This is a genomic window from Siccirubricoccus soli (genome assembly GCF_024178315.1).
In the GTDB taxonomy this organism is placed as follows: domain Bacteria; phylum Pseudomonadota; class Alphaproteobacteria; order Acetobacterales; family Acetobacteraceae; genus Siccirubricoccus; species Siccirubricoccus soli.
The window spans coordinates 26,797-52,142 of record NZ_JAMZIK010000023.1 but is presented as its reverse complement, the minus strand read 5'-3'; the positions used below and the strand labels follow the sequence as shown (position 1 = coordinate 52,142).

General features: G+C 72.8%; 18 protein-coding genes. 8 read left to right on the top strand and 10 right to left on the bottom strand.

What is annotated here, in order from left to right; translation table 11 throughout:
- Nucleotides 1–134: 134 nt before the first annotated feature.
- Nucleotides 135–1,304 (top strand): adenosyl-hopene transferase HpnH, encoded by a 1,170-nt coding sequence (hpnH, locus tag NJ376_RS03960; protein WP_252951927.1) that lies wholly within the window; start codon nucleotides 135–137, stop codon nucleotides 1,302–1,304.
- Nucleotides 1,305–1,343: 39 nt separating this feature from the next.
- Here the strand turns inward: hpnH and NJ376_RS03955 are convergent, their stop codons facing one another.
- From NJ376_RS03955 to hpnA, 4 genes are all read right to left on the bottom strand, one after another.
- Nucleotides 1,344–2,006, bottom strand: a complete 663-nt coding sequence (locus NJ376_RS03955; protein WP_252951926.1) for a phosphorylase family protein — start codon at nucleotides 2,004–2,006, stop codon at nucleotides 1,344–1,346.
- 68 nt (nucleotides 2,007–2,074) lie between these two features.
- A complete protein-coding gene (gene shc / locus NJ376_RS03950; RefSeq protein WP_252951925.1) occupies nucleotides 2,075–4,093 on the bottom strand; it encodes a squalene--hopene cyclase in 2,019 nt (672 codons plus the stop codon).
- A gap of 28 nt (nucleotides 4,094–4,121) precedes the next feature.
- Nucleotides 4,122–5,276 carry a glycosyltransferase gene (locus NJ376_RS03945; RefSeq protein WP_252951975.1) on the bottom strand — a complete coding sequence of 385 codons (1,155 nt, stop codon included), beginning with the start codon at nucleotides 5,274–5,276 and terminating at the stop codon, nucleotides 4,122–4,124.
- The gene (hpnA, locus tag NJ376_RS03940; protein WP_252951924.1) at nucleotides 5,276–6,268 is read right to left on the bottom strand and encodes a hopanoid-associated sugar epimerase; all 993 of its coding nucleotides are present in this window, start codon (nucleotides 6,266–6,268) and stop codon (nucleotides 5,276–5,278) included. Before hpnA ends, NJ376_RS03945 begins: the two co-directional genes overlap by 1 nt.
- A gap of 110 nt (nucleotides 6,269–6,378) precedes the next feature.
- Here hpnA and NJ376_RS03935 point away from each other — a divergent pair, with 110 nt between their 5' ends.
- Nucleotides 6,379–6,972, top strand: a complete 594-nt coding sequence (locus NJ376_RS03935) for an ABC transporter substrate-binding protein (RefSeq protein ID WP_252951923.1) — start codon at nucleotides 6,379–6,381, stop codon at nucleotides 6,970–6,972.
- A 304-nt stretch (nucleotides 6,973–7,276) separates the two neighbouring features.
- On the opposite strand, the gene NJ376_RS03930 is transcribed toward NJ376_RS03935, so the two are convergent.
- Nucleotides 7,277–9,331: an HWE histidine kinase domain-containing protein gene (locus tag NJ376_RS03930; RefSeq protein WP_252951922.1), complete on the bottom strand. Its 2,055-nt coding sequence runs from the start codon at nucleotides 9,329–9,331 to the stop codon at nucleotides 7,277–7,279.
- Between the two features lie 211 nt (nucleotides 9,332–9,542).
- Between NJ376_RS03930 and NJ376_RS03925 the strand changes: the two genes are divergently transcribed.
- Together NJ376_RS03925 and NJ376_RS03920 are read left to right on the top strand one after the other, a co-directional pair.
- Entirely contained in the window at nucleotides 9,543–10,838 is a 1,296-nt protein-coding gene (locus tag NJ376_RS03925; protein WP_252951921.1) for a thiolase family protein, read from the top strand.
- 57 nt (nucleotides 10,839–10,895) lie between these two features.
- On the top strand, nucleotides 10,896–11,363 hold the full coding sequence (locus tag NJ376_RS03920) for a hypothetical protein (RefSeq protein WP_252951920.1): 468 nt from the start codon (nucleotides 10,896–10,898) through the stop codon (nucleotides 11,361–11,363).
- A 71-nt stretch (nucleotides 11,364–11,434) separates the two neighbouring features.
- Here NJ376_RS03920 and NJ376_RS03915 read toward each other — a convergent pair whose 3' ends face one another.
- From NJ376_RS03915 to NJ376_RS03905, 3 genes are read right to left on the bottom strand one after another with little or no spacing between them, the layout of a single operon-like run.
- Nucleotides 11,435–12,760 carry a TolC family protein gene (locus tag NJ376_RS03915; protein ID WP_252951919.1) on the bottom strand — a complete coding sequence of 442 codons (1,326 nt, stop codon included), beginning with the start codon at nucleotides 12,758–12,760 and terminating at the stop codon, nucleotides 11,435–11,437.
- Between the two features lie 5 nt (nucleotides 12,761–12,765).
- Entirely contained in the window at nucleotides 12,766–15,891 is a 3,126-nt protein-coding gene (locus NJ376_RS03910; RefSeq protein ID WP_252951918.1) for an efflux RND transporter permease subunit, read from the bottom strand.
- A 4-nt stretch (nucleotides 15,892–15,895) separates the two neighbouring features.
- Nucleotides 15,896–17,041, bottom strand: coding sequence for an efflux RND transporter periplasmic adaptor subunit (locus NJ376_RS03905; RefSeq protein WP_252951917.1), 1,146 nt, complete (start codon nucleotides 17,039–17,041; stop codon nucleotides 15,896–15,898).
- A gap of 493 nt (nucleotides 17,042–17,534) precedes the next feature.
- Between NJ376_RS03905 and NJ376_RS03900 the strand changes: the two genes are divergently transcribed.
- Together NJ376_RS03900 and NJ376_RS03895 are read left to right on the top strand one after the other, a co-directional pair.
- Nucleotides 17,535–18,959 (top strand): cytochrome P450, encoded by a 1,425-nt coding sequence (locus NJ376_RS03900; RefSeq protein ID WP_252951916.1) that lies wholly within the window; start codon nucleotides 17,535–17,537, stop codon nucleotides 18,957–18,959.
- The gene (locus NJ376_RS03895) at nucleotides 18,956–19,804 is read left to right on the top strand and encodes a lysophospholipid acyltransferase family protein (protein WP_252951915.1); all 849 of its coding nucleotides are present in this window, start codon (nucleotides 18,956–18,958) and stop codon (nucleotides 19,802–19,804) included. The genes NJ376_RS03900 and NJ376_RS03895 overlap by 4 nt, the downstream gene beginning before the upstream one ends.
- Before the next feature lie 257 nt (nucleotides 19,805–20,061).
- On the opposite strand, the gene NJ376_RS03890 is transcribed toward NJ376_RS03895, so the two are convergent.
- Both NJ376_RS03890 and bcsQ read right to left on the bottom strand, forming a co-directional pair.
- Entirely contained in the window at nucleotides 20,062–20,382 is a 321-nt protein-coding gene (locus NJ376_RS03890) for a hypothetical protein (protein ID WP_252951914.1), read from the bottom strand.
- 527 nt (nucleotides 20,383–20,909) lie between these two features.
- Nucleotides 20,910–21,743 carry a cellulose biosynthesis protein BcsQ gene (bcsQ, locus tag NJ376_RS03885; RefSeq protein ID WP_252951913.1) on the bottom strand — a complete coding sequence of 278 codons (834 nt, stop codon included), beginning with the start codon at nucleotides 21,741–21,743 and terminating at the stop codon, nucleotides 20,910–20,912.
- A gap of 1,321 nt (nucleotides 21,744–23,064) precedes the next feature.
- Between bcsQ and NJ376_RS03880 the strand changes: the two genes are divergently transcribed.
- Together NJ376_RS03880 and NJ376_RS03875 are read left to right on the top strand one after the other, a co-directional pair.
- Nucleotides 23,065–23,979 carry a dioxygenase family protein gene (locus tag NJ376_RS03880; RefSeq protein ID WP_252951912.1) on the top strand — a complete coding sequence of 305 codons (915 nt, stop codon included), beginning with the start codon at nucleotides 23,065–23,067 and terminating at the stop codon, nucleotides 23,977–23,979.
- 86 nt (nucleotides 23,980–24,065) lie between these two features.
- A complete protein-coding gene (locus NJ376_RS03875; RefSeq protein ID WP_252951911.1) occupies nucleotides 24,066–25,340 on the top strand; it encodes an amino acid ABC transporter substrate-binding protein in 1,275 nt (424 codons plus the stop codon).
- The last annotated feature ends 6 nt before the right edge of the window (nucleotides 25,341–25,346 follow it).

Genomic DNA, 25,346 nt, shown 5'->3' with positions numbered 1-25,346 from the left:
GCCCTTGACCCCGGCGCCCCAAGCCCTGAAGTGCAGCGCAACATGATGGCGGCCCGATGCCGCCCGGTCGGATCAGCCCAGGGCGGCACTGCCCCAGCCAGGCCCGACACGACAGAGGCAGGAGCAGAAGCTAGATGGGTATTCCGCTGCGCCAGCAGGTGAAGGTCGGCGCCTATATCCTGAAACAGCATCTGCTCGGGCGGAAGCGCTACCCGCTGGTGCTGATGCTGGAGCCGCTGTTCAAGTGCAACCTGGCCTGCGCCGGCTGCGGCAAGATCGACTATCCGGACCCGATCCTGAACAAGCGCCTCTCGGTGGAGGAATGCCTCCAGGCGGTCGATGAATGCGGCGCGCCCGTCGTCGCCATCGCCGGCGGGGAGCCGCTGCTGCACAAGGAGATGCCGGAGATCGTCGAGAAGATCCTGGCGCGCGGCAAGATCATCATCCTCTGCACCAACGCCCTGCTGCTGGAGAAGCGGATCGAGCAGTACAGGCCGCATCCGCGCTTCACCTGGGACATCCACCTGGATGGGGACAAGGAGCAGCACGACTGGGCGGTCAGCCAGAAGGGCGTCTACGACCGCGCGGTGAAGGCGCTGAAGCTGGCGAAGGAGAAGGGCTTCCGCGTCGCCATCAACAGCACGCTGTTCAACAATGCCGAGCCGGAGCGGATGGCGAAGTTCTTCGACGACGTCACCGCGATGGGCGTCGACGCCATCATGGTCTCCCCCGGCTATGCCTATGAGCGGGCGCCGGACCAGCAGCACTTCCTCAACCGCCGCAAGACGAAGGAGCTGTTCCGCGGCATCTTCGCCCGCGGCCAGGGGAAGGGGTGGAAGATGGGCAACTCGCCGCTCTTCCTCGACTTCCTCGCCGGCAACCAGAGCTACCACTGCACGCCCTGGGGCAACCCGACGCGCAACATCTTCGGCTGGCAGCGCCCCTGCTACCTGCTGGGCGAGGGCTATGCGAAGAGCTTCAGGGAGCTGATGGAGACCACCGACTGGGACAAGTACGGCACCGGGAACTACGAGAAATGCGCCGACTGCATGGTGCATAGCGGGTTCGAGGCGACGGCGGTGGTGGATGCGGTGAAGCGCCCCTGGAAGGCGCTGGCGGTGCAGCTGCGCGGGCCGAAGGTGGTGGGCGAGATGGCGCCCGAGATCGACCTGACGCAGCAGCGCCCGGCGGAATACGTCTTCAGCCGCCATGTGGAGAAGACCATGGCGGAGCTGGCGCACCAGGGGCCGGCCAAGGGCGCCAAGCATGGCGGCACCGCGCCGCCGACGCTGGCGGCGGAGTAGGGCGGGGGCGCTGCCCCGGGGCCCCGACCAAGCCCCGATCTAGGCGGCCGAGGCCCAGGCCGGGCCGGCACGGCGTGCGGCGGCGCCCAGCGCTTCCAGCGCCATGCGGCTGCGCTTCGCCACCGTCAGCAGCGCCGGCAATTCCCGCGGCCGCTTCAGCAGCGCCAGCGCCACCCGCCCGGCGGCCGGCCTGCCATCCGGCGTCAGCCCCACCGCTGCCGCTTCCGGCAGCACTTCCTCCGCCGTATCGGCCACCGCGCGCAGCGCCGCGAAGGGCAGGCCACGGCTGGCAGCGAAGGCGGCGGCGGCCTCGGTTTCCAGATCCACGACGATGGCGCCGGTGGCGGCAAACAGGGCCCGCTTCCGCGCCACCTGCCCCACCACGGCGGGTGCGCCGGCCACCATGCCCAGCCGGGCGCCGCAGACGCCGGCCAGGGCGGCAGACCAGCCGAGATGCGCGGCATAGGCGCCGCCGGGGCCCCGCACCCGCGTCGCCACCACCAGATCGCCGCAATGCAGCTCGGGGTCCAGCCCGCCGGCGATGCCGAAGCTCAGCACTGCCAGGATGTCCTTCGGAGCCGCCTCCAGCAGGGCGGGCAGGCGGAGCGGGTCGCCGCCGCTGACCACCACCGGCATCTCCGGCGGCAGCAGCCTGGCCTCGGACTGCATCCCCACCACGGCAAGGATGGCGGACGGCTTCATCGCGGCGCCTCCCATTATGCTGCGCCGCACACTAAGCCTGGGCGGCGCGGATCGGAAGGGGGCTACGCCTAAAGACCGTGCATCACCCGCTTCGTGTTGCTCTGACGCATCCTTCGCAGGCGGGCCAACGCCCATAGCGGGAACAATCGCGAGTAGCCGTGATACTTCAGGTAGAAGACCCGCGGGAAGCCGGTGCCGGTGTAGTCCGATTCCGGCCAGCCGCCATCCGCCCCCTGGTGGCGCAGCAGCCAGGCCTCGGCCCGGGCCACGGCGGGGTGGTCCGCCTCCCCGGCCGCCAGCAGGGCCAGCAGGGCCCAGGCGGTCTGGCTGGCGCTGCTCGGGCCCATGCGGAGATCGGCATCGGGTTTGGTGCCGCCGCGGCGGGGATAGGTGTCGCCATCCTCGCCCCAGCCGCCATCCGGGTTCTGCGCCAGGGCCAGCCATTCCACCGCCCGGCGGATCGCGGGGTGCTCATGCGGCAGCCCGGCGGCGTTCAGCGCCGTCAGCGCGGACCAGGTGCCATAGACGTAATTGACGCCCCAGCGGCCGTACCAGGCGCCGTTCTCCTCCTGCTCCGCCAGCAGGTAGTCCACCGCCCGGCGCATCGCCGGGCTGTCCGGCGCGTGGCCGAGCTGCGCCAGCATGGCCAGGCACCGACCGGAGACATCGGCGGTGGGCGGGTCCAGCAGCGCGCCATGGTCGGCGAAGGGGATGGAGTTCAGGTGGTGATGGGTGTTGTCGGCATCGAAGGCGCCCCAGCCGCCGCCCTTCGACTGCATGCCGAGGATCCATTCCGTCGCCCGCGCCATGGCCTCCGGCGTGCGCGGGTCGGCCTCGCCCGTATCCTTCGCGGCGCGGTCCAGCGCCAGCACCACCACGGCGGTGTCGTCCACATCCGGGTAATGCGGGTTGGCGTATTGGAAGGCCCAGCCGCCCGGGCGCAGGCCGGGGCGGGACTCGGCCCAGTCCCCCACCACCTCCGTCACCTGCCGGTCCAGCAGCCAGTCGAGGCCCCGGCGGGCCGCCGCCGCCGCCGCGGGCGCGCCGGTCTCGAGCAGCGCATGGGCGACGAGGCCGGTATCCCAGACCGGGGAGAGGCAGGGCTGCACATAGGTCTCGCCGAGGTCGCCGGTGCCGGCAACGCCGGCGGGCCGGTCGTAAACCAGCTTCTCCACCGCCTGCCAGGCGGTGACGACGCGCGGATCGCTCTCCGGGACGCCGAGGCAGTGATACATCCAGATGGCATTGGCCATGGCGGGGTAGATGGCCCCGAGGCCGTCCTCGCCATTCAGCCTTTCGGTGACGAATTCCTCCGCCTTCGCCTCGGCCCGGGCGCGCGTCGCGCGGGGGAACAGGGCCTGCGTCCGCTGCAGCACCGCATCCAGCCAGGCGAAGAGCGTCTTCCAGGGCTCCTCCGCATAGGGCCCGGCGGGCCAGCGCTTCACCTGCTCCGGCGGCGTGCGGAACAGCTCGCCCAGCGTCACGCCGACCGGCGCCACCGGCTGCGGCCGGCGCGCCATCACCACGGTCAGCGGCACCAGCACGGTGCGGGCCCAGTAGCTGACCTTGCTGAGGTGGAAGGGGAACCAGCGCGGCAGCAGGGTGATCTCGGGCGGCATCACCGGCACCGCGCGCCAGGGCACCTGGCCGAACAGCGCCAGGGTGGAGCGGGTGAAGACGTTGGATTTCTCCGCCCCGCCGGCCGCGAGGATCGCCTCCCGCGCCCGGCGCATATGCGGCGCATCCGCCGGGTCGCCGATCAGCCGAAGGGCGAAATACGCCTTCACCGAGCAGGAGATGTCGAGCGCCCCGCCATGGAAGAGCGGCCAGCCGCCCTGGCAGCGCGCCGCCTGCTCCGCCTGGATGCGCCGCAGGTAGCGGCCGATGCGGGCTTCCTGCGCCGGGTCCTGCCGGCCGAAGAAGCGCTTCAGCATGACGTATTCGGCCGGAATGGTGGCATCCGCCTCCAGCTCGAACACCCAATGCCCATCCGCCTGCTGGCGACCCAGCAGATGCGCGGTGGCCCGGTCGATCGCCGCATCCAGCGGTGCGGCGGCGACCTCCTCCGTCTCCTCTGTCAGCGACACAGGTCAGGTCCCCTCTGCCGGCGTAGCCTCAGCCCGGGCTCGTGGGATGGTCGGCGCGTGGTCCCGCCTCGCCCTTCCACATCCCGCCCTGGCCGCGCCATTCCGCCAGCGCCGAATCCAAAGTGAAGGCCATATAGGCGGCGGCGATCCCGGGCAAGGCCAAGCCGCGCGTGGCAGACAGTCCGAATCGGCGGAGCGTGGGCGCATAGGCCAGCACCATGGCAGCCCAGGCGGCGGCGCCGAGCAGCGCCGCGGCACCGTCCGCGAACAATGCCAGCAGCGGCGGCGCCAGGAAGACCAGCGCCAGCGCCAGCAGCATCCCCGCCAGCAGCAACGGGCTGTAGCGAAGCTGGGCATAGGCGGTGCGCGCCACCATGCGGCGGATCGGCCCCACCGTTTCATAAGGGCGGAGGCTCTCGACGCGCTCCGTCAGCCCGACCCAGATCGGCCCCTGGCGCTTCATCTCCGCCGCCAGGGCGCAGTCGTCGATCAGCGCGTCGCGGATCGGCGCGAGGCCGCCGGCGCGGAGGAAGGCGGCGCGGTCCAGCAGCACGCAGCCGCCCGCCGCCGCCGCCGTGCGTGCCTTCGGGTTCCGCGCCCAGCGGAAGGGGTAGAGCATCTGGAAGAAGAAGATGAAGGCCGGGATCAGCCAGCGCTCCGCCGCGCTCTCGCAGCGCAGCTTCGCCATCAGCGAGACGAGGACCAGCCGCCCGGCCAGCGCCCGCTGCACCAGGCGGCGCAGGCTGTCCGGCGCGTGGCGGATATCGGCATCGGTGAAGAGGAGAAAATCGGGCGCCGCGCCGCCGGACGCGACCTCGCGCAACCCCTGCTCCAGCGCCCAGAGCTTGCCGCTCCAGCCCGGCTCCCGCGCCCCGCCGCGCAGCACGGTCAGTCGCCCGTCCCCCGCCGCCCGCGCCACCTCCCCGGTGCCATCCGTGGAGCGGTCATCGACGACGACCAGGCGGAACGCGCCGGGATAATCCTGCGCCAGCAGCGACCGCACCGTCGCGCCGATGGTCGCCGCCTCGTCCCGCGCCGGCACCACCGCGACCACGGCGGGCCAGGCCGCCGGCTCCGGCAGGGCGACCGCGTCCGCATCGTCGTCCCGCGCCAGCCAGAAGAAGCCGCGGCCGAGCAGCAGCACCGCCCAGGCGAGCGCGGCGGCCGCCGCCAGCCAGAGCATCACGCGAGCATCCCCGCGGCACGGAACCAGGCGATGGCTTCCCCCACCGCCTCCTGCCAGGGCCGCGCCCGGTGGCCCAGCACCTGCTCCGCCCGGGCGGAGGAGAAATACATCGGCGTCCTCGCCATGCGCAGCCCGTCCCGCGTCAGCATCGGCTCCCGCCGCGTCAGCAGCGCCGCCGCCTCGGACACCAGCGCGAGGGGCCAGAGCGGCGCGCGCGGCAGCCGCACCGGCCGGCGCCGCCCGTGCAGCGCCGCGATATGCCCGAGCAACTCGGCCAGCGACACATCCTGCCCGCCGAGGATATGGCGCGCGCCCACCTCGCCCCGCCGCATCGCGGCGACGCAGCTCCGCGCCACATCGTCCACATGCACCAGGTTGAGCCCGGTATCGACATAGGCCGGCATCCTGCCGCGCGCCGCCTCCAGGATGACGCGCCCGGTCGGCGTTGGCCGCCGGTCGCGCGGGCCGATGGGGGTGGAAGGGTTGACGATGATGGCGGGCAGCCCCGCCTCCGCCACCAACTGCAGCACCAGCCGCTCGGCTTCCGTCTTGCTGCGCTTGTAGGGGCCGATCGCCTCCTCCGGCAGCGCCGCATCGGCCTCCGTCGCCGGCAGCGTGTCCTGGCGCGGCTTCAGCGTGGCGACGGAGGAGACATGCACCACCCGGCGGCAGCCCGCCGCCAGCGCGGCGCGCATCACCGCCTCCGTGCCGCCGACGTTCACCGCCCGCATGCGTGCCGGGTCGGGCACGAAGATGCGGTAATCCGCGGCGCAATGGATGACGGCGCCGCAGCCGCGGACCGCCTCGGCGATGGAGGCGGCGTCGGTGAGGTCGCCCGGGATGAATTCCACCCCGGCGCCCTGCAGCACGTCGCGCGGCGTGCCCGGCCGCACCAGGGCGCGCACCGCATGGCCTTCCGCCCGCAGCGCCAGCGCGATGGCCGAACCCAGAAAGCCGGTCGCGCCGGTGAGCATCACGGTCTCCTGCATGGGTCTCCTGCTGCCGCGCCCCTCCGGGGCGGTGTTGATGGTCCGCAACGATCCCGGCGCTTGTCCCGGGCGTGATCGCACATCGGTGGGCGCCGTGTTATGCCCGTTTCATGTCGCCGCGCCGAGCCCTGCCCGCCCTGCTCCTGCTCCCCCTTCTGCCATCGCGCCCGGCCCGGGCCCAGGTGGCGGAGGTGGAGGCCTTCCACGCGACCCTGCTGGAGGTGATGCGCAACGCGCAGGCGCTCGGCGTCAAGGGGCGGGAAGCGCGGCTGCGCCCGGCGATGGAGGCGGCCTTCAACCTGCCGGCGATGGCGCGCATCGCCATCGGCCCGGCCTGGACCGGCATCGCCCCGCCGCTGCAGCAGGCCCTAACCCGCGCCTTCGCCGATTGGTCCATCGCCACCTATGCCAGCCGCTTCGACGGCTATGGCGGAGAGCGCTTCGTCACCGAGGGGCAGCAGACCCTGGCGAATGGCGACCGGCTGGTGCGCACGCAATTGGTGCGGCCGAACGATGCGCCGGTGCAGCTCAACTACCTGCTGCGGGATACGGGCGGCGCCTGGCGCATCGTGGACATCTACCTGACCGGCACGGTGAGCGAGCTGGCCAGCCGCCGCGCGGAATTCACCGTCCTGCTGCGCGAGGGCGGGCCGGAGCGGCTGCTGCAGGAGCTGCGCCAGCGCACTGCCGCACTGCTGCGCTAGAGCATGCTGCGTTCGCTTGCGCTCACGCAGCATGCTCCAGGCCGTTGTTTGCGAGCATGTTCACGCGTTGGGATGCTTCCATCCGAACGCGATCTGCTCTAGCGCCCCGCGGCCTCGCACAGCCTGCCGCGGCGGGACAACAGACGGCGCCGGTCAAGGCGCCCGGCGGGACGGCTCCCGGCGTTGCCGGCCCCATACCGGCCGCGCGACATGCTGACCGATATCAGCCCAAGGGCGCAGCCGCCATACCAACCCTGCGCCGCGACGCCCGGCTCGGACCGTAAGGGCGGTCCCGAACCGGGTCTCAGGCCGCCGCCACCTCCGCGACGGGGGCGGGCTGCGCCAAGCCGCGCCCGGCGGAAAGCTCGATGCGGCAGAGCAGCCCTTCCGGCAGCCATTCCTGCACCAGGCTGCCACCGAGCTGGCGGCGGATCGTCGCCTCCATCACCCGCGTGCCGAAGCCATGCGTCTTCGGCGCCGCGCTGACGACGGGGCCGCCCCGCTCCTGCCAGTTCAGCCGCAGCCCGGCCGGGGAGACGGACCAGGTGATGCTCAGCTCCCCGCTCCGCACCGAGAGCGCGCCGTATTTCGCCGCATTGGTCGCCAGCTCGTGCAGCGCCATGGACAGCGGTTGCACGGCGTTGCTGGCCAGCGCCACCGGCGGGCCCTCGATGCGGCAGAGCGGGCCGTCATGGCCGGGGAGCAGGAAGGGGGCGAGCGTCGCCCGCACCAGCTCCTCGAGATCGGCGGATTGCCAGCCGGAGGCGGAGAGCAGCGCCATGGCATGGGCCAGCGCGCCGATCCGCCCGTCCACGTCGCGGATATGCTCCGCCACCGTCCCGGCGCGGGAGAGGCGGAGCGCCGCCTGCGCCGTCGCCAGCACATTTTTGGCACGGTGATTGATCTCACCCAGCAGCAGGTCGCGCCGCGCCTCGGCCTCCCGCTGCTCGGTGATGTCCTGCACCGTCACCACCACCCGGTGCGGCTCCCCGGGCAGCGGCGCGGAGGCGATGCGCACCGGCAGGCGCGTGCCGTCGGCGCGCTCGTATTCCTTCTCGTAGGGCCTCCACCAGCCGCGCTGCCGCGCTTCCTCGATGGCGTGGAGATCGGCCGCGGCATATTCCGGCGGCGTCCGCATGCGCAGGTGCCAGGGCGTGGTGCCCCGCGGCTGGCCGGTCATCTCCCGCAGCCGGTCGTTCACCGCCTCCACCTCGCCGGTCGCCCAGTCGAAGATCGCCATGCCGATCACCCGGCTCTCGAACACGCCGCGGAACCGGCTTTCCGCCGCGCGGGCGCGCTCCGCCGCCTGGCGCTCCACCATCTCCCGCTGCAGCGCGGCCTCGGCCGCCGCCGCCGCCTGGGTCCGTCGCAGCGCCAGCCAGGCGAGGCCCACCAGCAGCAGGGCGAAGGGCCCGGCCACCGCCAATTGCAGCAGCAGCCTGTCCCGCCACGCCGCGGCGATGAGCCCCAGCGGCCGGCCGACCGTGACGTAGAGCGGCAGCGTGCCAATGCGGTGGAAGGCGACGAGCCTTTCCCAGCGCCCCGCCGGTTCATTGAAGCCGAGGGTGAGGCCGACATAGCTGCCGCTCCGCGCCCCCTCCCGCATATAGCCGTGCAGCGGGCTGGCCGCCGGGATGCGCGGGATGGGTGTGGCGAGCACCGGCGTGCGCACCAGCACCTCGCCATCCTGCCGCACCAGGGCGGTGATATCGCCGGCCCTGTCGAGCGCCGTGAAGCCGGCGGCCACCTGGTTCGGGTTGATGACGACGCTGATGGCGCCGTCGAAGGCGCCCTCCGGCAGGCCGTTGCCGCCCCCCGTGCGGCGCAGGCTGAGGGCGTAGAACAGCGCGCCATCCGCCCGCCTGATATCGACCGGGCCGTGCTGCTCCGGGTTGGGGGCCGGCCAGGCCGGGTCGCGGGCGGCCATGTCGCCCTCGGGTGGGACCGGGAAGAGGGTGGCGGAGACCAGCGGCCGGCCCTGGCGGTCCGTGACGTGGATGGACTGCACCAGCTCCGTCTGCGCCAGGATGGAGGCGAGGGCGGCGTGCAGCTCCGCCTCCCGCGCGCGGATCGCCGCGTCGCTCAGGCCGCGCAGCTTCTCATTGGCGGAGAGGCCGGCGAAGCGCTGCGCCTCGATGACCCGGTTCGCGTATTCGGCGGAGGCCAGGGCGCTCCGCTCCAGCTCCCGCTGCGCATCCGCCTGGGCGGCGTGCCAGCCGGCCCAGGCCAGGGCCGCCATGCCCAGGGTCGGCAGCAGCACAGAGCCGAGGAGGACGGCATGCAGCAGGGTCCAGTCGCGACGCGGGGCTGCTTGCGCCGCACTGGGCGGCGGCTTCGGCCAGGCCATCGTCCACGGCATCGTCACGGCTCCCGGAATCGCTTGCCCCATCCTGCAGGTGGAATTAGGTGCGAAAACATACAATCGGCACACCCTATCCCCGGCGGCCCGGCCTGTCATCTGCGGGAGTCATTGCGGATCGGAAATGCCCGGCGCCACCCACCCTTCCGCCGGCACCGCCCGGCATGACATGCTGCGCCCACCCCCGGCACGTGGGAAAAGGAGGAGAGAGATGCCCGACGACATGCCCCTGGCCGGCACCACCGCGCATGGCAGCCCGGACTGGGCCCGCTTCGCCGCCGGCGCCATCGTGGAGCGCTTCGCCGATGCCACCATCGCGGGCGGCGCCCGCACCCCCTTCGTCGATTACAACGGCGCCCTCGCCCTGGTCTCGCCGACCGATCTCGGCATCCATGCGGCCCGCGCCGCGCTGGCGCGCAGCGGCATCGCAGGGGAGGCGCTGGGCGCCACCATCGCCGGCAATTGCACCCAGGCGAGCTTCGACACGCTCTTCTTCGCCCGGCATATCGGCCTCTATTCGGGCATGCGCAACGACAAGCCGGCGCATGGCGTGCAGCGGCTCTGCACCACGGGGTTCGAGGCGATCGCCCAGGCCGCCCGCATGACCAGCGAGGGCCAGGCCCAAGCGGTGCTGGCGGTGGGGACGGAGAGCATGAGCCGCGCCCCCATCGCCGCCTATACCCATCGCGGCGGCTTCGGCCTGGGGCAGGTGGAGTTCAAGGACTTCCTCTGGGAGAGCCTGCTGGACACCGCCTCCGGCACGGCGATGGGCAACACGGCGGAGAACCTGGCCAGGCTGCACGGCATCAGCCGGGAGGAGACCGACGCCTACGCCGCCGAGAGCTTCGCCCGTGCCCTCGCCGCGCAGCAGGCCGGCCGCTTCGCCGAGGAGATCGCCCCGGTGACGGAGGCGGTCTTCGAGGCGGAGGGGCTGACGCCGCGCAAGCTCTCCCTGCCCCGCAAGGCGGGGGAGCAGGCGCTGGACACCCATATCCGCCCGACGCCGGTGGAGGTGCTGGCGAAGCTCCGCCCGGTCTTCGGCGGGGTGCAGACCGGCGGCAACAGCAGCGCCATCGTGGATGGCGCGGCGGCCGTGGTGGTGACGACGGCGAAGGCGGCGGCCGAGGGCGGCGCGGCGCCGCTCGGCCGGGTGCTGGGCGCCGCGGCGGCGGGCGTGCCGCCGGAGGTGATGGGCATTGGCCCCGTGCCCGCCACCCTGGCGCTGCTGGCCCGCTTCGGGCTGACGGTCGCCGACATCGACCTGTTCGAGATCAACGAGGCCTTCGGCGCCCAGGCGGAGGCGGTGCGGCGCGCTCTTGGCGTGGGACGGGACCGGTTCAACGTGAATGGCGGCGCCATCGCCTTCGGCCATCCCCTGGCCGCCACCGGCGTGCGCTGCGTCCACTCCCTGCTGCTGGAGCTGAAGCGGCGCGGGGCGAAGCGCGGCATCGCGGGCGCCTGCGCCGGCGGCGGCCAGGGCATGGCGGTGCTGGTGGAGGTGGCCTGACCGCCACGGGCCGGGCGCCCGCCCGGCCCGCAACTGCCGCTTCCTTCCTTTCCCGGCATGATCCTATGCTGCCGGCCGGGGAGGGACAGCGATGCCGAAGGTCACGGTGGACAAGGTCGTCATACCTACAAGGTAAAGAGCGTCAGCCTGAAGAAGGACAAGTCGGTCAACGACTACCTGCGGACCGATGCGAGCAAGGACGGGCTGCAGAAGGTGCTGGACGGGCTGGCGGCGACGGGGGACTGGACCCTCGCCTTCGACATCCAGCGCAAGAAGAAGACCGACCCGCCCACCGCCCGGGTCAACGGCTTCGGCTACCCCGACATCAACAAGCACCCCGGCCATGTCCACGGCAAGGGCTGGAAGTACAAGGTGGAAGGCGGCAAGGACGCCAATCGCAGCGTGGACCGGCTGGTGGTTTCCGACACCAAGGCGGACATCACGGTGAAGAAGCAGGAAGCGGCGGCGCTGGAGCTGGAGGTGGACATCTCCTGCGACCTGGAGGTGCTGCAGGACACCCACTGATCCCGGCGAAGCCGCCGGCGTCCCGCGCCCTGCCGCGGCAGGGCAACGGGCGGCGGAGCGCTCCCGGCGGCTCAGCCGCCGGGGACCGCACCCATCGCCTGGTTGAGGCGGGAGCGGGCGCGGCCCGCCGCCACCACCGCCCGGGCATCGGCGGCCTGCGCCTCGATCTGCAGCTGCCGCACGCGGAACAGGTCGAAGGCGCCGATCTCGCCGGCCCGGAAGGCAGCGCGCGAGGCGGCGAGCTGCTGGTCCGCCACCGCCTTCCGCTGCGCCGCCAGCCGCCGTTCCGCCTCCGCCGCATTCAGCGCCACCCGCGCCAGCGCGATCTCCCCCTGCACCGTGCGGCGCGCCTGGGCGAGGTCGGCGCTCGCCCTGGTCCGCCCCGCCTCGGCCTCCGCCCGGCGGGGCGTGTTGCGGGCATCGGTCGGCAGCGGCACGCGCAGGCGGATGCCGAAGGAATAGCCATCTTCCGTCAGGTTGCCGCCCTGGCGGCGGGTGAAGAGACCGACTTCCGGATTGTCGATCGGCGTCGCCGCAACCAGCCGGGACTGGGCTTCCGCCGTGGCCAGGGCCGCTTCCGCCGCAACCAGGGCGGGATGGTCCTCGGCGCTGCGGGCCGGTGCCTCGGGCCGGATGCCGGCCAGCGCCGTGACGCTGCCCCCGGTCAGCGTGGCATAGGCGGCGCGGGCGGTCTCCCGCGCCGCCTCCGCCCGGGCCAGCTCCAGCTCCGCCGAAAGCACCTCGTTGCGGCCGAGCAGCGCATCGGTGGCGGAGATGTCGCCGAGCGCGGCGCGGCGGTCGAGATCCCGCGCCACGTCGCGGGCGGTGGCCAGCCGGTCCCGTGCCACGGCCAGCTCCGCCTCCGCCAGCCCCACCGCCCAATAGGCGTCGCGCAGCAGGGCGGCGACTTCCAGCCGACGCAGCGCCAGGCGCCGCGCCTGCTCGGCCACCCCGGCCTCCACCGTGCCCGCCAGGGCGCTGCGCTGGCCCGGCAGCCAGAGCGGCGCGCCGATCTCCACATCCCATTCCCGCGCCCGGTTCACGCCGCGCGTGTCGGCGCGGAAGCTGCCGCCGATGGCCGGGCTGCCGGCGATGGGGGAGCGGACCTGCGCATCCCGCGCCCGCACCGCATCCCGCTGCGCGGCAAGGCCACGGGCCACGGCGTCGATCTCGAGCGCCGCCTCCAGATCCTGCGCCAGGCCGGCGGCGACCGGGGCGGGGACGGCGCGCGCCGCCGGGCCGGGCCGCACCGGGGGGCTGGCAACGGGCGGCGGCGGCGGGTTGACCGCAGGCGGCACGCCGAGCGGGCGCGGCGAGAGCGGCGTCTGCTGCGCCAGCGCCGGAGACAGTGCGACGGGTGCGGTGGCGAACAGCAGGGGCAGAACCAGCCAGCGCATGCGCGTCACTCCGCCACCGCCGGCTGGGTGGCCGGCATCGGCTTCTCCCGCGCCGCACGGGGCAGGGCGAAGCGGTTGTAGAGGATCGGCAGCAGCACCAGCGTCAGGATCGTCGCCGTCACCAGCCCGCCGATGACGACGACGGCGAGCGGCCGCTGGATCTCCGCCCCTGGACCCTCGGCGAAGAGGAAGGGAACGAGGCCGAAGGCGGCGATGGTTGCGGTCAGGATCACCGGCGTCATCCGTCGCTTGGCGCCCTCCATCACCGCCTGGCGCAGTGCCAGGCCTTCCTCGGCGATCAGCCGGTTGATGGTGGAGACCAGCACCACGCCGTTCAGCACCGCGATGCCGATCAGCGCGATGAAGCCGACCGAGGCGGGCACCGAGAGGAACTCCCCGGAGAGATACAGCGCGATGACGCCGCCGATGGCTGCGAAGGGCACGTTGCAGAAGACCAGCGCCGCCTGCCGCGCGGAGTTGAAGGTGAAGTAGAGCAGCAGGAAGATCAGCGCGAGCGCGATGGGCACCACCACGGCGAGGCGGGCGGAGGCGCGCTGCTGGTTCTCGAACTGCCCGCCCCATTCCAGCCGGTAGCCGGCCGGCAGGTTCACCCGTTCGGCCACCGCCGCCCGGGCTTCCGCGACGAAGCCCACCAGATCCCGGCCGCGGACATTGGCGAGAATGGTGGCGTAGCGCTGCGTGCCTTCCCGTATCACCTGGATCGGCCCCTCCTCTTCCGTGATGTGCGCGACCTGGGAAAGGGCGACGGTGCGCCCGCCCGGCAAAGCGAGGATGACGCGGGCGAGGTCGGCGGCGGAACGACGGAGGCTGCCCTCGCCGCGCAGGATCAGCGGGATGCGCCGCTCCTGCTCCAGCACCAGGCCGACCTCCCTTCCATCGACCCAGACGCGCAGCGCCTGCTGCACCTCCCGCACATTCAGCCCGAGGCGGCCGGCGGCGAAGCGGTCGATCTCCACCTTCAGGTACTTCATCCCCTCGTTGCGCAGCGCGAAGACATCGGCGCTGCCATGGATGCCCTTGATGATGCCCTCGACCTCGCGCGCGATGCGGTTCAGCTCCGGGATGCCGAAGCCGAACACCTTCACCACGACGTCGCCGCGGGCGCCGATGATCATCTCCTGCACCCGCATGTCGATGGGCTGGTTGATGGCGTAGGAGACGCCGGGGATGCGGTCGAGCACCTCGCGCACCCGTTCCACGACGAAATCCGGGTTCTTCGGCTCCCGCCATTCCTTCCGCGGAGCGATGGTAAGGAACAGGTCGCTGTCATTGAGCCCGACCGGATCGATGCCGAGCTCATCGGCGCCCGCGCGGCCCATGATGCCCCGCACCTCCGGCACTTCGGCGAGGAGCTGCTGCTGGATCAGCAGGTCGGTGGAGGCGGCCGCCTCCACGCTGACGGTGGGATGCTTGCGCAGGGTGATGACCGGCGTCCCCTCATCCATCACCGGCATGAAGGTGGAGCCGATGCGGGTGAAGAGCAGGCCGGCGATGACCAGGCCGAGCACGGCGCTGCCCGCCACCTTCCACGGGTTGCGCATGGCCCAGCCGAGGAAGGGGTCATAGATCCGGTGGAGCAGCCGCACCAGCCAGGGGTCCCGCTGGTGGCCGCCGGCCTTCAGCACCGTGGCGGCCAGCGCCGGCACCACGGTGAGGGAGAGCAGCAGCGCGGCGCAGAGCGCGAAGGCGATGGTCAGCGCCACGGGTGCGAAAAGCCGCCCCTCCAGCCCCTGCAACGAGAGCAGGGGAAGGAAGACGGTGACGATGATGACGACGCCGGAGACCAGCGGCACCGCCACCTCCCGCACCGCCTGGCCGGTGACGTGCATGCGCGCCCGGTAGTCCTGCCGCCCCTCCATCTCGCCCAGCCGGTGGGTGGCGTTCTCCACCACCACCACGGCGCAGTCCACCAGCAGGCCGATGGCGATGGCGAGGCCGCCGAGCGACATGATATTGGCCGAGATGCCGGTGGCCCGCATGACGCCGAAGGTGGCGAGCACGGCGAGCGGCAGGGAGAGCGCGACGACGATGGCGGCGCGCAGGTTGCCGAGGAAGAGGATGAGCAGCACGGCGACCAGGGCGATGGCTTCCAGCAGCACGCGCTGCACGGTCCAGACCGCGGCCTCGATCAGCTCGTTCCGGTCGTAGAAGATCTCGATCCGCACGCCTTCCGGCAGCGTCTCCTGGATCTGCGCCAGCTTCGCCTTGGCGCCGCCGACGACCGTCTTGGCATTGGCGCCGCGCAGGCCAAGCACGATGCCCCAGACCGCCTCGCCCTCCCCGTTCCGCGTCACCACCCCGTTCCGCGCCAGCGCGCCGAAGCGCACATCGGCGATGTCGGAGACGCGGACGATGCCGGTAGGGTGCGCCGCGACGACGATGCTGCGGATGTCCTCGATGGTGCGGATGCGGCCCTCGGCGCGGACCAGCAGCGCCTCCTCGCCATCCCTGACGCGGCCGGCGCCGTCATTGCGGTTGTTCTCGCCCAGCGCCTCGGCCAGCATGGCGGTGGTGATGCCGCGCGCCGCCATGGCGGCCGGGTCCGGCGCCACCTCATAGGTGCGGACGAAGCCCCCGAGGGTGTTGACGTCCGCGATGCCGGGCAGGCCGCGGAGCTGCGGCCGGATCACCCAGTCGAGGATGGTGCGGCGCTGCATGGGCGAGATGGCGCCGCCTTCCAGCGTGAACATCAGCATCTCGCCGAGCGGCGTGACGACGGGCGCAAGGCCACCCGAGACGCCGTCCGGGAATTGCTCCTCCAGGTCGTCCAGCCGCTGGTCCACCTGGGTGCGCGCCCAGTAGATGTCCGTCCCCGGCGCGAATTCGAAGGTCATCAGCGTGGTGGAGTAGCGGGTGACGGAGCGGATGTTGACGAGGTTGGGGATGCCCTTCATCGCCACCTCGACCGGGTTGGTGACCTGCGCCTCCAGCTCCTCCGGCGGCAGGCCGGGCGCCTGCATGGCCACCAGCACCTGGGTGGGGGAGACATCCGGGAAGGCGTCGATCGGCAGGCGGCGATAGGCATCCACGCCCCAGGCAATCAGCCCGATGGTCGCGAGCAGGGCCAGCAGGCGCTGCCGGAGCGCCAGGTCCACGATGCGTCCGAGCATGCGGTCAGCCCCCGTAGAGGTTGGAGAGTTCGGCCAGCAGGGCGAGGATGCCGCGCGTCGCCACCTGGTCCTCCGGCCCCAGATGGGCGCGGATGGTGACGGCGCTGCCGCTTTCCGCCACCACCGTCACCGGCCGGGCGCGGAAGCCTTCCTGGGTGCGGACGAACACCCAGGAGCGGCCGGCATGCCGCACCACGGAGCCGGCGGGCAGCCGCCATTGCGGCGTGCCGTTCGGGCGCAGCGCCACGCTCGCCGTCACCACCTGGCCCGGCCGCAGCGCCTCGGCGCCGTCCTCCACCTCCACCACCGCGGCGATGCTCTGCGTCACCGCATCCACGCTGCGGCCGAGCCGCACCACCTCCCCCTGCGCCGGCGTGCCGGGCACGTTCACCCTTGTGCCGGTCTCCACCGCCACCGCCTGGGAGAGCGGCACCTGCAAGGTGATCCAGAGCGGCTTCAGCTCCGCGATGCTGAAGAGCGGCGCGGCCGGCGCCACCCGTTCCCCGGCGGAAACGTTGGTCTCCAGCACCACGCCCTCGACCGGGGCGGTGATGGTCAGCGCCGGGGCCATGCGGCGCTGCGCCTTCAGCTCGGCGATCGCCGCGTCGGACATGCCGACCAAAGCGAGGAATTGCTCGCGCTCCTGCAGGCTGGTGCGGGCGAAGTCGTGGTCGGCGCGGGTCGTGATCAGCCGCCGCTCGGCGATGATGCGCTCGCGGAAGAGCTGCTCGTCCCGCCGCAGCCGCTCCGCCGCCAGGCGCTCGGCGGAGAGCGCCTGGAGGTAGAGGCGCTGCGCCTCCAGCAGCTCCGTGCTGCGCAGCCGGGCGATGGGCTGGCCTTCCCGCACCGGCTCATTCGGCGCCACCAGCACGGCTTCCAGCAGCCCCGCCGCCGGCGCGGCGACGACGCGAAGCTGGCGCGGCGGCACGCTGACCGTCCCGGGCAGGCTGGTCGGAGTGGTGCCGGCCTCCGCCTGGGCGGCCACCGTGTCGATGCCGGCGGCGCGCTGCTGCCGCTCATCCAACCGGATCAGGATCTCCGTCTGGGCAGGCTCGCTCCGGGCCGGCGCCGCCAGGGCCACCGCGATCCAGAACAGGGAGAGAGATGACAGGACGCATCGCAGATGGCGCGCGCCGATCCGGCTGGGCAAGTTGCAGCCTCCTCAAGGCCAATAGCAACGCAAGGCGCGGCACCCTTGAGGGGCGGACCGGCAGCCTGCGCTGCGCTTCGGAAGGTCTGGCTCGACAAGCTCCGCATGTGGTGGAGTGCGCCCCTCCCCCCGGGGGTCTCCTGCGCCGGCCAGCGCGGCCCAAGATGGACATCTTGTAAGCTAATTCAACCCCCCCGGGTTAACCTTTGCCCTCCTATCGAAGCGGCGGCCGCCCCGTGTCCTGCCGCGGCCGGGCCGGGGACGCCTGTGCAAGGTCCCGGAAATTGGGCAAAGCCGTGGGTGTCACGACGCCGCACGGCGGCTTTGTGAAGCGTTCCCAGGCATCATGCCAGAGAGAAGGAGCCTGCCATGATCGTCACCGGCGCCAGCGCCGGATCCGGGCCCTGCCTCGCCCGGCGCCTTGCCGCCGCTGGCGCGGAAAGCATCCCCGCCGGGCGGGAGGCGGGGGACCGTGGTCCGCTCCGGGTGCAGCGTGGCTGACGCAGCAGCGGGGGCGCGGCGGAAGGCTGCCCTCCCCCACCCCGTGGCGCGGGACGGGGTCTTCACCCCGCCCTATCCGGACCGGCCCCGCAGCCGCCTGCCCCTGCCGGAGCTGGTGCGGCGGCTGCGCCGGAACATGCTGGAAGTGTGGCATGAACGGCAGTTCACCGAGCCGCTCATCGCCACCGCCCTGCTCGGCCGCCGCATCCTCATCTGCAACAGCCCGGAGACGGTGCAGGACGCCTTCATCCGCCAGGCCGAGGCCTTCGAGCGCAAATCGCCGCAGCAGCGCCATGCGCTGGAGCCGCTGGTGGGCGACGGGCTCATCATCTCCGACGGGCTGGTCTGGAAGGACCGCCGCCGCGTCGTGGCGCCCGTCACCCATGCCTCCCGCATCGCCGACCTCGCCCCGGTGATGACCGAGGCGGTGGCGGAACGCGCCGCCGCCTGGGCGGCACGAGATCCGGCGCAGCCCTTCGACATGCTGGCGGAGATGGGCGCCCTGGCGGCGGAGGTGATCTGCCGCAGCGTCTTCGGCCGGGCGCTGGGGGAGGCGCGGGCGGGCCAGGTCGTCTCCGCCTTCGCCGCCTATCAGCGCAAGGTCAGCGCCGGCGGGCTGCTGGCCCTGATCGGCGCGCCGCCCTGGCTGCACCGGCTGCAGGGCTGGCGGCTGCGGCCGGAGGTCCGCCGCATCCACGACGTGCTGGAGGCGATGATCGAGGCCGCGCTCTCCGCCCCGGAGAGCGAGCCGAGCCTGATCCGCGCCATGGCGGAGGCGGAGCTGGCCGGCAGCGGCCAGCCCATGTCCCGCACCGCCTTCCGCAACGAGGCGGCGACGCTCTTCCTGGCGGGGCATGAGACCACCGCCTCCACCATGGCCTGGTGCTGGTACCTGCTGAGCCAGGACCGTCGCAGCGCCGACCGGCTGCGGGCGGAGGCGCGGGCGGTGCTCGGCGGCCGCCCGGCGGGATTCGAGGATCTGCCGAAGCTGCCCTTCGCCCGCGCGGTGGTGGAGGAGACGCTCCGCCTCTACCCGCCCATCCCCGTCCTGGCGCGGGAGGCGCAGCGGGAGGTGGTGCTGGGCGGCAGGACCCTGCCGCAGGGCGGGCTGGTCATGGTGGTGCCCTGGCTGCTGCATCGGCACAAGGCGCTGTGGGAGAGGCCGGATGCCTTCCTGCCGGACCGCTTCCTGCCCGGCGCCCCGCCGCGGCCGCGCCACGCCTATGTGCCCTTCAGCCTCGGGCCGCGGGTCTGCACCGGCGCGCATTTCGCCATGGCGGAGGCGGCGATCGTGCTGGCGACGCTCGGCCAGCGCTTCGCCCCGCGCCTGGCGCCGGGAGCGAAGGTCTTCCCGGTGGCGCGGCTGACGCTGCGGCCGGGCGAGACGCTGCCCATGCTGCCGGAACGCGCCGGATGAGGGCGCTGCTCGCCGCCGGGCTGGAGCGGGCGCTGTTCCATCCGCTGAAGCTGCTGCCGAGCGAGACGGTGACGCGGATCGGCGCCGGGCTGGCGCGCGGCGTGGTGCCGCGCCTCTACCCGCATCTGCAGGAACGGGCGATGGCCACCTTCCGCGCCCTGCGCCCGGACCTGGACCCGGAGGCCGCGACGGCCGAGAGCTGGGGCAACATCGCCGCCAGCTTCGCCGAGATGTCCCGCATCCTCCGCTTCTGGGAGGAAGGGCGGGTGGAGGTGGTGGGGGAGGCGCATCTGCGCGCCGCCCGCACCGCCGGGCCGCTACTGCTCGCCGGGCTGCATCTCGGCAATCCGGAGGTGCTGGGGCTGACCCTCGCGAAGCTCGGCCTGCGCCCGGTCGGCGTCGCCACCCGGCAGCCCAGCGATTTCCGCGAGCAGGTCATCACCGATATCCGGCTCCGCGGCGGCGGGCGGATGATCCGCGCCGATCGCGGCGCCGGGCGGCCGGCCATCCGCGTGCTGGAGGGGCGGCAGGAGACGCTGCTCTTCTGGATGGACGACTATATCGGCGGCGTGGTGCGCGGCCCCTCCCTCGGCCGCGGCCCGCGCACCGAGGGCAACATCCCCTATGCCGTGCGGCTGGCGCGGCTGACGGGCTGCGCCATCGTGCCGGGCTTCGTGGAGCGGCTGCCGGGCACCCGCTTCCGCACCCATTTCCTGCCGCCCGTTGCCCTGCCGCCAGAAGGCAGCCTGGAGGAGGGCGCGGCGGCGCTGGATGCGGTGGTGGATGCGGTGGTGCGTGAGCGGCTGACGCAGTGGCTCTTCACCATTTCCTGGCGACCGGGCTGAGGCGGCGACGGGCGCCGCGCCGGCCCGCCACGCGGTGCCTGGCCGGCGGCCCGGCCTGTCGCGGCGGCAACCGCGTATGGCGTCAGGCGCAATGCGATTGGCAGGGCCGGCGGCTGGCGGAAAGCCGGAATGGGTGGCGCGCCTTGGTATCCTGCGCTCGGTCTGAGGCGGCAGCGGACACCGTGCGGTCCGTCACGCGGCGCACGCATTGCTGCCGCCGGCGCCGGCCGCGAGGGCGCCGGCAGCCCCGGCCTGTCTCAGCGGCAATCGCGCACGGCGTAGTCCGCGGTGCGGTTGGCACGGCCGGCATCCAGCGAGGATCCGGTATAGGCAGCGCGTGCCGCGGCATTCTGCGCTTCCGCCACGGCCTCGGCGCAGTAGCTGCTCGGGGGTACGGCGGGCGCGGGCGCCACGGTGTAGGCGGGCGGCGCGGCATAGCCCGAGGGCGGGACGGCATAGCCGGGCGCCGCCGCATAGGCCGGGGCGGAATAGGCGACGGGCCGGGGTTCCACCGGCCGCTCCACATAGGCGCAGGCCGGCGTCAGCAGCAGCAGGGCAAGGGCGGGTAATCGGGACATGGCGTTTCTCCTTCGCCCGCCCAATCGCCGAGGCTCCCGGCTGGTTTCCGCCCTGGTCCGGCCGCCCTGGCGGCGCGCCCTGCGGTGACCGGCCAAGCACCTGACATTCCGGCCGAATTGCAACCCGCGCTGGCCCGGTGGCTGACCGAATCGTGTTGCCGGTACAGACCGTGTGGACGGCGCTGCGGAACCGGCCTTCGGGCAGCAGACAGGGGCGCGACAGGCCTCGACTTCGGCACGCCGCCGCTCGCCAATCCGCACTGGCAGGCCGGCCACACCTGCTGCTGCCTTGCAGCGCGCCGTCGCATTCGGCGGCCTCGGCCCATCGCAATGCAGGCGGCGCGGCGTGACGGTGAGGCGGGCAGGGCGAGGACGGTGGAGGCAAGCCTTCCCTGGCTACGCTTCACCAGTGGAGCCCCTGCCGCACCGCGTCCGGGGGCACGAAGAGGATGCGCGCCAGCAGCCCGCCCCCTTGCCCGGCCGCCAGCGGATGGCGCATGTGCAGGGCAGGAAGCGGGGCAACGCGGTCATGGCGCCGCGCTCCAATTGGCGCCCCAGAGCGCGGCAAGGGTGGGTGGCGCCGGTGCCGTGGCGACGGGGGCCGGCAAGGCGCGGTCCAGGATGCGGGCGATGGTGGCGATATCCTCCGCCGCGCGGCAGCCCGGCGCATACTCCGCCAGCAGGGTCTGGCAGGCCAGCGCCTCCGCCATCGCGGGGTCGCGGGCGATGGCGCCGATCAGCCGCTGCCCCAGCGTGTCCGCCATGGCGCGTGCCACCTCGCAGGCGAGGTGGGAGGCGGCCTCCACCTCGTTCACCACCACCCGCAGCCGGGCCGCGAGAAGGCTGCCGAGGGTGCCGTTGCCGAGGAAGCGGCCACTCCGCAAGGCGGGGAGCTGCGCGACGCTGCCGCCATCCGCCAGCAGCGCCACCAGCACCAGCGCCGCCTGCGGCACCAGCGCGGCCAGGGCGCGGGAGGGGCCGGGCGGCAGGTCGGCGATGACCAGCAGCCCGGGCTCCGCCAGCATGGAGGCGAGCGGCGTGGCGAGCAGCTCCGGGTCGCGCTCCAGCGCCGCGTCCAGCGCCAGGGCCTGGTGCAGGTCCACCATGCCGTGCGGCAGCAGGCGCAGCCCGGGCGCGACGTGGCGCGCCGCCTCCCGCCAGTCCGGGCGCTGGGGCAGGGCGGCGAGGAAACCGGCGCCATCCTCCAGCGGGATGCCGAAATGCAGGCGCAGGGCGTTCTGCGGGTCGAGATCCATCGCCAGCACCTGGCGGCCGGTGCGGGCCAGGGCATGGGCCAGGTTGGCGGCGATGCTGGTCTTGCCAACGCCGCCCTTGGGCGAGGCGATGCAGATGAGCGGCATCAGGCCCCCACGCCTTCGGCGGTGCGGGCGCCGGCCACCAGGGCGAAGGCCGGCTGCCGCGCGGCGGGGCCGGGCGGGGGTGGGGTGGGCGCTGCCTCCGGCGGTCCGCCTGAAACTTGCTGCAGCAGGCGGAAGCGCGGCAGGGGCGACGCAGCGAAGGCTGCCGCCGCGGCGGGCAGCGGGGCCGGAATGAAGGCAGCATGGACAGGCGCGGCCTGCGGCAGCGCCGGGGCAAAAAGGGAGGCAGCCGGGGCGTAGGTTGGCGGTAACTGGCCGGGCGGGGGCGCGGGCGGCATCGCAGCATGGGCTGTCCGCGGATGGGCGGGCGGCACCGGGCCGTGCGGGGGTGCGGGCGCCATGGCGAAGAACGGCGCATCGCCACAAGGCGCAACGGGCAGCAGATTGGGGGGCGGGGCCATCCCGAAGCCGGGCGGCACCATGGCATGGTCCGGCGTCGCATGGGGGGCCGGGGCGCCGGCCGGCGCCGGCGCGGGCCCGATGACAGGCGCCATGGCCGGCGAGGCAGGCCTCCGCGTCATGCGCATCGGCGGCGCAGCCACGGGCCAGGCTGCCGGCCCAGCCGGTGCGGGCATCTCCCGCGGCGGCGCCATCTGCGCGAAGTCAGGCGCCGCCAGCGCCATCCCGGGCAGGGCTGCGCCGGAGGCCGCCGCCTGCGTCGTCAGCGCCGGCGCCGCGGGCCGCGTCGGGGGGTTGCCGAAGCTCCGGTAGCGGAAGCCCCCTATCCCGAAGGCCTGGACCAGCCGCGCGACGTCGCCGTCGTCATTCGCCCTCTGCATGTGGATGTCCCGCACCCGACCGACCGGCACCGCTACAGGAGGAATTGCTAGGGAAGGGTGAATCCTTCCACGCCTCCGCCGGTAGCCAGGCCGGCAGGCCGGGATCGGCCGCCGCCAGCAGCCCCTAGAGCGTTTTCGGTTTACATGCGTTCACCGAAAACGCTCTAAGTCTTTGTTTGCAGAGCAGAGTCACGCCTTCGGGCGATGCCGCCCTACGGCGATCTGCTCTAGCCCTGCTCCTCGGCATGGGAGACGCCGCCATGGCCGCTGTCCACCCGCCCCTCCGGCGCCGGGAAGCGCTGGCGGAACAGGCGCCATTCGGGGTGTTACGGCCTGGCCAGGGCCCGCCGCGCCGGCAGGAAAGGCAGCATGGCCAGCAGGCGGCGGCGCAGGGGGGCATTGGCTGGGTGGTAGCGAAGCGCGCCTGACCACAGGTGAAGCATGGCGATTGACCGCAGCCCTGCACCCCGCGCATCGTGTCGGAAAATCCTCCGGTCCGGGACCGCATGCAGGGAGTGAGCGTGATGCAGGATCTCGATCCGCAGGGCTTGCTGAAGGAAGTCCTGGCGCAGATGGCGCACACGCCGGATGCCCGGCTGCGCGAAGTGACCGCCGCCGCCGTCCGCCACCTGCACGGCTTCGCGCAGGAGGTGAAGCTGACGCCGGACGAATGGCTCGCCGGCATCGCCTTCCTCACCGCCGTCGGCCAAGCCTGCACGCCCTATCGCCAGGAATTCATCCTGCTGTCGGACGTGCTCGGCCTCTCCCGCCTGGTGAACCTGATGCATGACGCGGAGGGGCGCGAGACGGCGGGGACGGAGACCAGCCTGCTCGGCCCCTTCTTCCGGGACAAGGCGCCAGTCTTCCCGCTCGGCGGCAGCATCGCCGTGCACAAGACCGGGGGCGAGGAGATCTGCCTGTTCGGCCAGATCACCGATGCCGCGGGACGGCCGCTGCCCAATGCCTGGATCGATGTCTGGCAGACCGATGCCGAGGGGCTCTACGACCTGCAGGCGAATGACGCGACGGTGATGGACATGCGCGGCCGCTTCCAGGCGGATGCGGAAGGCCGCTACCACCTGCGGACGGTGAAGCCCATCGGCTATTCCATCCCGATGGACGGGCCGGTCGGCGCCTTCGTCCACCGCCAGAACCGCCACGGCAAGCGCCCGGCGCATATCCATGTGCTGGTGGCGGCCGAGGGGCATCGGGAGCTGGTGACGGCGCTCTACTTCGCCGACGACCCGAATGTGGACAGCGACACGGTGTTCGGCGTCAGCTCCTCCCTGGTGGTGGAGGCGGCGATGGGCGTGCCCGGCACGCCGCGGCCCGACCTGCCGAGCCTGCGCTACGATTTCCGCCTCTCCCGCCGCGCGGCCGGGGAGACGGGCGGGCGGGTCGGCGCCGATCCCTCGCAGATACTGCCCGCTGCCGAATAGCGGGCATCCGGCGGGAGAGGCGGCGCGACAGATGCCGCCCTCCCTGTCCAAGGCCGGATGCGAAGAACCATGGGGAGGAGACAGGCATGGACCATCTCACGCGGCGCCAATTCGGCCGCCTTTCGCTGGCCGCCGCGATCGCCGGGGCGGGGCAGGTGGCGGGGGTGTTTCCCGCCCTTGCGCAATCCGCCAACCCCATCCGCATCGGCTTTGCCATGGCGCTCTCCGGCGGCCTCGCCGGCAATGGCCGCGCCACGCTGCTGGCCTACCAGATCTGGGCACAGGAGGTGAATGCGCGCGGCGGCATCCTCGGCCGCCCGGTGCAGCTGGTGTTCTATGACGACCAGACCCAGCCCGGGCTCGTCCCCGGCATCTACACCAAGCTGCTGGACGTGGATAAGGTGGACATCGTCACCTCCCCCTACGCCACGGCGATGATCGCCCCCGCCATGCCGGTGGTGATGCAGCGCAACGTGACCTTCCTGACCATCTTCGGCGCCGGGGTGAACGAGGCGTTCAAATACGACCGCCACTTCAACGTGAACGTCGTCGGCGACAACATGAAGGAGACCTACGCCACCGGCTATTTCGAGGTGGCGGCCATGCTGCCGGCGCCGCCGCGCAGCATCGCGATCGCCGCCGTGGACAATGAATTCGCCCAGAAGGCCGCCGAAAGCGCGCGCTACCACGCGAAGAAGCGCGGCATCCGCATCGTCTATGACCGCTCCTACCCGCCGAGCACGGTGGATTTCACCCCGATCATCCGCGCCATGCAGTCCGGGCGGCCGGACCTTGTCTTCATCGCCTCCTACCCGCCGGATTCCTCCGGCCTGGTGCGCGCGGCGAATGAGCTGCGCTTCACCCCCGCGATCTTCGGCGGCGGCCTGGTCGGCCCCCAGCTCGCCAGCTTCCAGAGCCAGTTCGGCCCGCTGCTGAACAACCTCGTCACCTGGGACGTCTATTCGCCCGAGCCGACGATGGACTTCCCCGGCGTCGCCACCTTCCTGCAGAAATACCGGGAGCTGGCGCCGCGCGAGCAGACCGACCTGCTGGGCAATTACATCCCGCCCTACGCCTATGCCCAGATGCAGACCCTGGAGCAGACGCTGACCCGGATCGGCAAGATCGACCAGGCGGCGATGGCGGCCGACATGCACGCCCAGGAATTCGACACCATCGTGGGCAAGTTCCGCTTCAGCGCCCTCGGCGAATGGGCAGAGCCGCGCAACCTCTTCGTCCAGTTCCAGGGCATCACCGACAACGAGCTGGAGCGCTACAAGCGCCCCGGCGCCAAGGTGATCCTGGCGCCCGCCAGCCTGAAATCCGGCTCCCTCCGCACGCCCTACGGCGCCGCGGGCTGAGGTGGC